Below are 6,756 nucleotides of genomic sequence, written 5' to 3'. Positions count from 1 at the left end.
TATCCCGCCGAAAGCGGCGATGACCTTCAACCAGATCCTTGGGTAGCGGCACTGTTTAAACCTCCCGAATGTCTATTGCAAAATTCGACTATTTTCCTTTGGGATTGGGCTGTCGGGCAGCTGCAAACATTCGTGCCCTATCAGCTCCGATACCCGAAACTCATCGTCTAAGAGGGCCTTACCTCGCTTAGAACCTTAAAATGACCGGGTGCGCCGGAAGGCTACGTTTTCGACCAGGCTTCACCGCGAGACGGATGTTGACGACGAGACCGACGTTGCAGCGCCTTGCGGCGAGTTCTATCTTCAACCAGATTTGGACCCAGAGCGTCCCCTGGTGCTGCTCGCCGGTGGTGTCGGCATTACCCCCTCTTTAGCATCTTGCAGATGCACCTGGAGACAACTCCGGACCGCGAGATTTTGCTCGTTCACTGGACGCTGATTGAGAGTCTCCAGGCATTCAAGCCTGTGATCGAACAACTGGCAGAGAAGCACCCCAACTTCCTACGTCATTACTGCTATGACGAGCCCGCCAGGGACGGAATTCGACGTGAGGCTCATATGACGACGAGCTTGGTCGACGACGCCGTTGTTGTGCCGCCAATGCCGGCGGACAACGTAGAATACTATTTCTGCGGACCAAAGCCGTTCATGGCCTCGATCTACCGGCAACTGACGGCGCGGGGCGTTCCGGCCGAGAATCTTCATTTCGAGTTCTTCGGCCCGCGCGGAGCGCTCGAGACTAACTGAAGCTTGGAGTGCGGCGCCGGCGAAGCGCCGCACTCGCCCTTCCAGCGGCTGCCGTTCTTTCAGCACCGTTCCGGTAGGGCTGGCCTTCATCTCTTAGAGCCGCTACGCAACGTTCATGCGCAACGCTCTTGCGATCCTCGTTATCGATGAGAACCAGATCCGCGCCTCCATCATCGAGGCGGGCTTGCGCGAGGCGGGCTACGAGAACGTCACCCTCATCCACGACATGGCAGGGGTCGCGGGCCGGATCGCTGAGATCAATCCGGACGTCATCTTCATCGATCTGGAAAACCCGAACCGCGACATGCTGGAAAACATGTTCCAGCTTTCGCGCGCCGTGAAGCGCCCCGTGGCAATGTTCGTCGACAGCTCCGACGAGAGCTCCATCGAGGCGGCCGTCGATGCGGGCGTTTCCGCCTATGTGGTGGATGGGCTGAAGAAGGAGAGGGTCAAGGCGATCCTCGCCATGGCGGTCAGCCGGTTTAATGCTTTCTCTCGGCTGTCGCGCGAACTGGAGGAGGCGCGGGGCGAGCTTGAGAACCGCAAGGTTATCGACCGCGCGAAGGGTATCCTCATGAAGTCCAAGGGACTGTCGGAGGAGGAGGCCTACGGGTTGCTCCGGGCAACCGCCATGAACCAGAATCGCAAGATCATCGAGATCGCCCAAAGCCTCGTCACGGCGGCAGGACTGCTCGATCCGGGAGACAAGTCGTGAGCGACGCCCCTTATAAGATCGCAGCCGGCATCATACCGCTGCTCGACAGCGCGCTTCTCGTCGTGGCCAAGGAGAAGGGCTTTGCCGAGACCGAAGGGGTCGAGCTGACGCTGATCCGGGAAAGCTCCTGGGCCAATATCCGCGACCGGCTTGCGGTCGGACATTTCCAGGTCGCCCAGATGCTGGCGCCCATGCCGATCGCCTGCAATCTCGGGCTGACGCCGATCGGATCCCACACCATAGCGCCCATGGCGCTGGGTCTCGGCGGAAACGCGGTGACTGTGTCCAAGCGGCTCTGGACTGAGATGGCGGAGCAAGGGGCGCCCGACGGGCTCGATCCAAGAGCAGCCGGGGCCGCACTCAAAGCCGTCATCGGACAGCGCCCCGCGAGGGACGGCAAGCTTCGCTTCGGGGTGGTGCATCCCTATTCGGGGCATAATTACGAACTTCGTTACTGGCTTGCAGCCTGCGGCGTCCATCCCGACCGGGATGTCGAGATCCTCATCCTGCCGCCGCCCCTGATGGCGGACGCCCTCGCCGCCGGGACCATCGATGGATATTGCGTGGGCGAGCCCTGGAACACGGCTGCGGTTATCTCGGGCAGCGGGCGCATCGTTACTGTGAAGTCCGCAATCTGGCGGTCGAGCCCGGAGAAGGTGCTCGGCGCGCGATCCCAATGGGCGGAACAGAATCCGGATGCCCTCGCCGCGCTGCTGCGGGCCATCTACCACGCGGCTGAATGGTGTGCGGTTCCCGACAATCGGCAGGAGCTGGCCCGATTTCTCGCTGAAACCGCTTATGTCGACCGACCGGCGGCCTGGATGATGCCGTCGCTCACTGGGGAGATCGCGACGGGCAGCGGCGAGACGATCGAAGTTGCGGACTTCTTCCTCACCCATGACAAGGCGGCGACCTTCCCGTGGAAGAGCCATGCGCTGTGGTTCTACAGCCAGATGGTGCGCTGGGGCCAGGTTCCGCACTCGGCGGAGAATGCGGAGATTGCGCTGCAGACCTATCGGCCGGACCTCTACCGTGCCGCCCTGAAACCCGTCGGGGTAGCCCTGCCCGGCGCCAATTCCAAGGTCGAAGGTGCGCTGCAGGCGGCCACGCCCGTGGGGTCCGCAGGTGCCAGTCTGACCCTCGGTCCGGACGGGTTTTTCGACGGAAGTCTGTTCGATCCGGACGAGCTCGATGCCTATGTCGCCGCGCAAGCCTCCAGGCCCGGCGACTAGGCGGCATTTTGTGCCGCGCTGCACAATCGATAAGCGGTCCGCCTAGGCAATTGCCAATGGATCGTACGGGGAGCGGCACGGCCGTCATACGGCGTCCACCCGCTACGCGATTGACTTAGATAGATCTTTCTCAGGTTTAGCGAATTGGCACGTTTCCTGCTGCATCCGTGGCAGGCCATCATTAGGCCAATTCATATCGGCGTCCAATGGCGGGCGCCCAGGCAAAGCTGCCGATCAGGACATCGCGACCCTTCGTGTGGGCGCGGTCTCCTGGCCGGCAGCTTTTTTTGTTTCTGGAGCAGTCGCGGCGGCCACGGCGCCGCTCCACACGGGAGAATGAGATGACAGACACTCTGCTCAAGAAGATCGACTGGACGTCCGATGCGACACGCGCGCTCGGCCTTTCGACCGTCGCTTTCACCACGTGCTTCGCGGTCTGGACGATCTTTTCGATCATCGGCGTGCGAATCGGGAAGGATCTCGGGCTCAGCGAGACGGGATTCGGGCTCCTCGTCGGCACGCCGATCCTCACCGGTTCGCTGTCGCGTATCGTGCTGGGGGTTCTGACGGACCGCCACGGCGGCCGGATCGTGTTCACCGCCACCATGATGGCAGCGGCGCTGGCGACCTTCCTGCTCGCCCATACCGAAAGCTACTTCGCTATCCTAGGCGCCGCGGTCGGCGTCGGACTGGCCGGCGGCTCCTTCGCTGTCGGCGTGGCGTATGTCTCTCGGTTCTATCCGGCGAAAGCCCAAGGCACCGCGCTCGGGATCTTCGGGGTCGGCAATGTCGGCGCCGCGGTCACCAGCTTCGTCGCGCCCTTCGTGCTTGTCGCGCTTGGATGGCAGGCGGTGGCCCAGATCTGGGCCGGCGTTCTGCTCGCCGCCGCGGCGGGGTTCTGGTTCCTGTCCGAGAACCCGCCTTCGGCCACCGGAGAGGGTGACGAGAGGCGCAGCTTCTGGGCCGAATTCGAGCCGCTGCAGTATGTCCAGGTCTGGCGCTTCGCGGCCTACTACTTCTTCGTGTTCGGCGGCTTCGTTGCGCTGGCCCTCTGGCTGCCCCGCTACCTGATCGGCAGCTACGGCTTCGACATCGAAACCGCCGGCATGATCGGTGCAGCCTACTCGCTGCCCGGCGCGATCTTCCGTGCCTATGGCGGCTATCTCTCCGACACGCTCGGGGCGCGGAAGGTGATGTACTGGACACTCGCCGTCTCCCTGGCGGCGTGCGCCATCCTGTCCATGCCAGCGTCCCAGGTCGGGCCGTTCCTCTTCATCGGCATCGTCTTCGTGCTCGGCTTCTTCATGAGCCTCGGCAAGGCGGCGGTCTACAAGCACGTCCCCGTCTACTACCCGGGCCATGTGGGCGCGGTCGGCGGCCTGGTCGGCATGATCGGCGGGCTCGGCGGCTTCTTCCTGCCGCTCGCCTTCGGCGCGCTGCTCGACACCACCGGACTTTGGACGAGTTGCTTCATGCTGCTCTTCCTGCTCGTCGGCGGGCTTCTCCTCTGGATGCACTCGGCCGTTCGCCGGATGACGCGCGAAGGCATCGACGCCGCGCCCGCGTCAGAGCCCGAACTGGCCCTGCAATGAATGGAAACGGAAACAACGAGATGAAAGAGAAACTCATCATCGTCGGCAACGGCATGGCGCCGGGCCGCATGCTGGAGCATCTCTTCGAACACGCTCCAGATCGCTACCAGGTGACCATTTTCAACGCCGAGCCGCGGGTCAATTACGACCGGATCATGCTCTCGCCGGTGCTCTCCGGCGAGAAGGCGTTCGAGGAGATCGTGATCCACGGCGACGGCTGGTACATCGATCACGGCATCACCCTCTATAAGGGGCACAAGATCGTCGAAATCGATCGCGAGGCGAAGACCGTCCGCTCCGATCACGGGGTCGCGGAGAGCTACGACAAGCTCGTGATCGCCACCGGCTCGGTGCCGTTCATCCTGCCGGTGCCGGGAAACGACATGCCGGGCGTGCTGACCTATCGCGATCTCGACGACGTGGACGCGATGATCCTGGCCGCCCAGTCCCATGCGAAAGCCGTGGTGATCGGTGGGGGCTTGCTTGGACTTGAGGCTGCGGCCGGACTGCAGCTGCGCGGCATGGACGTCACGGTCCTGCATCTGATGCCGACGCTGATGGAGCGGCAGCTCGATCCGGCGGCCGGCTATCTGCTGCAGCGCGCGCTGGAAGAGCGCGGCATCAAGGTCAAGACCAAGGCCGAGACCAAGGCGATCATCGGCAAGGGCAAGGCGGAAGCGGTGGAGCTTGCCGACGGCAGCACCATCGATGCCGATCTCGTGGTGATGGCTGCCGGAATACGGCCCAATGCGTGGCTCGCCAAGCAGGCGGGGCTGGAGATGGGCCGCGGCATCGTGGTCGATCACGGCATGCGGACCGAGGATCCCGACATTCTGGCCATCGGCGAATGCGCCGAGGTCGGTGGGCACACTTACGGCCTGGTGGCGCCGCTCTACGAGATGGCGAAGGTCGCCGCGGCCCAGCTTGCCGGCGATACCGAGACCGCCTTCGTTCATAGCGACACGCCGACCAAGCTGAAGGTCACGGGCATCGACCTCTTCTCCATCGGAGATTTCGCCGACGGCGACGACCGGGAGGAGATCGTGCTGCGGGACGCCACGGCCGGCGTCTACAAGCGGCTGATCCTGAAGGACAACCGCATCATCGGTTCGGTGCTCTATGGCGAGACGGCCGATGGGGCCTGGTTCAACGATCTGAAGAAGCGCGAAGTCGACGTGTCAGAGATGCGCGACACGCTGATCTTCGGGCAGGCCTATCAGGGGAGTGCCCCGCTGGACCCTATGGCGGCCGTTGCAGCCTTACCGGATGACGCGGAGATCTGCGGCTGCAACGGCGTGTGCAAGGGAAAGATCACCGGAGCGATCGGTTCCGAAGGACTCAAGACCTTGGACCACGTTCGCGCACACACCAAGGCATCCGCATCCTGCGGCTCGTGCACCGGCCTGGTCGAGCAGCTCATCGCTGCGACGCTGGGCGACGCGTACAAGCCGAACGAGATCCAGCCGGTCTGCGGCTGCACCGAGCTCGGCCATGACGAAGTCCGGCGACTGATCAAGGCCAAGGGGCTGAGGACCATCCCCGAGGTCATGCAGGAGCTGGAGTGGAAGACATCGTGCGGCTGCGCGAAATGCCGGCCGGCGCTGAACTACTACCTCGTCTGCGATTGGCCCGACGAGTACGCCGACGACTACCAGTCGCGCTTCATCAACGAGCGGGTCCACGCCAACATCCAGAAGGACGGCACCTATTCGGTCGTGCCGCGGATGTGGGGCGGGGTCACGAATGCCGACCAGCTGCGCACCATCGCGGACGTCGTGGACAAGTACGACATCCCGACGGTGAAGGTCACCGGCGGCCAGCGCATCGACATGCTGGGCATCAAGAAAGAGGACCTGCCGTCGGTCTGGGGCGATCTGGGCAAGGCGGGGTTCGTTTCCGGTCACGCCTACGCCAAGGGCCTACGCACGGTGAAAACCTGCGTTGGCACCGACTGGTGCCGGTTCGGCACCCAGGACTCCACCGGGCTCGGCATCCGCATCGAGAAGTTCATGTGGGGTTCCTGGACGCCCGCCAAGGTGAAGATGGCGGTGTCCGGTTGCCCGCGGAACTGTGCCGAAGCGACCTGCAAGGATGTCGGCGTGATCTGCACGGAGGCTGGGTTCGAGATCCATTTCGCCGGTGCGGCCGGGCTCGACATCAAGGGCACCGAGGTGCTGGGCCATGTCGAGACGGAGGACGAGGCGGTGGAGCATATCGTGGCGCTCGTCCAGATGTATCGCGAGCAAGGCCACTATCTCGAGCGCATCTACAAATGGGTGAAGCGCGTCGGCCTCGACGAGGTCCGCCAGCAGATCATGGAGGACCACGACAAGCGCATCGCGTTCTTCGACCGCTTCGTCTTCAGCCAGAAATTCGCCCAATGTGATCCGTGGTCGGAACGCGTCTCGGGCAAGGACAAGCACGAGTTCAAGCCAATGGCGACACTTGAGCTCGAGGCTGCGGAGTAAGC

The 6,756-nt window shown here is 63.5% G+C and carries 5 protein-coding genes; all 5 read left to right on the top strand.

Annotated features, from left to right (window positions below; genetic code table 11):
• Positions 1 to 285: 285 nt before the first annotated feature.
• The 5 genes from A7A08_RS14375 to nirB all read left to right on the top strand — a co-directional run bounded on the left by A7A08_RS14375 (position 286) and on the right by nirB (position 6,754).
• Entirely contained in the window at positions 286 to 747 is a 462-nt protein-coding gene (locus A7A08_RS14375) for an NO-inducible flavohemoprotein (RefSeq protein WP_083226820.1), read from the top strand.
• A 115-nt stretch (positions 748 to 862) separates the two neighbouring features.
• Positions 863 to 1,462 carry an ANTAR domain-containing response regulator gene (locus tag A7A08_RS14370; RefSeq protein ID WP_069096157.1) on the top strand — a complete coding sequence of 200 codons (600 nt, stop codon included), beginning with the start codon at positions 863 to 865 and terminating at the stop codon, positions 1,460 to 1,462.
• Positions 1,459 to 2,694, top strand: coding sequence for a CmpA/NrtA family ABC transporter substrate-binding protein (locus tag A7A08_RS14365; protein WP_069096156.1), 1,236 nt, complete (start codon positions 1,459 to 1,461; stop codon positions 2,692 to 2,694). The genes A7A08_RS14370 and A7A08_RS14365 overlap by 4 nt, the downstream gene beginning before the upstream one ends.
• Before the next feature lie 341 nt (positions 2,695 to 3,035).
• Positions 3,036 to 4,286, top strand: coding sequence for an MFS transporter (locus A7A08_RS14360; RefSeq protein WP_069096155.1), 1,251 nt, complete (start codon positions 3,036 to 3,038; stop codon positions 4,284 to 4,286).
• 20 nt (positions 4,287 to 4,306) lie between these two features.
• Complete coding sequence (nirB, locus tag A7A08_RS14355) at positions 4,307 to 6,754, top strand: nitrite reductase large subunit NirB (RefSeq protein ID WP_069096166.1); 2,448 nt, start codon at positions 4,307 to 4,309, stop codon at positions 6,752 to 6,754.
• Positions 6,755 to 6,756: the final 2 nt, after the last annotated feature.

This window comes from Methyloligella halotolerans, from assembly GCF_001708935.1.
In the GTDB taxonomy this organism is placed as follows: Bacteria; Pseudomonadota; Alphaproteobacteria; order Rhizobiales; family Methyloligellaceae; genus Methyloligella; species Methyloligella halotolerans.
Note: the sequence above shows the minus strand (reverse complement) of the source record. Positions and strands in the feature narration are given on the sequence as shown.

What these genes read in the sequence shown, in the direction of transcription:
- A7A08_RS14370 (WP_069096157.1), top strand. Translation starts at nt 863, where the DNA reads ATGCGCAACGCTCTTGCGATCCTCGTTATCGATGAGAACCAGATCCGC.
- nirB (WP_069096166.1), top strand. Translation starts at nt 4,307, where the DNA reads ATGAAAGAGAAACTCATCATCGTCGGCAACGGCATGGCGCCGGGCCGC.
- A7A08_RS14360 (WP_069096155.1), top strand. Translation starts at nt 3,036, where the DNA reads ATGACAGACACTCTGCTCAAGAAGATCGACTGGACGTCCGATGCGACA.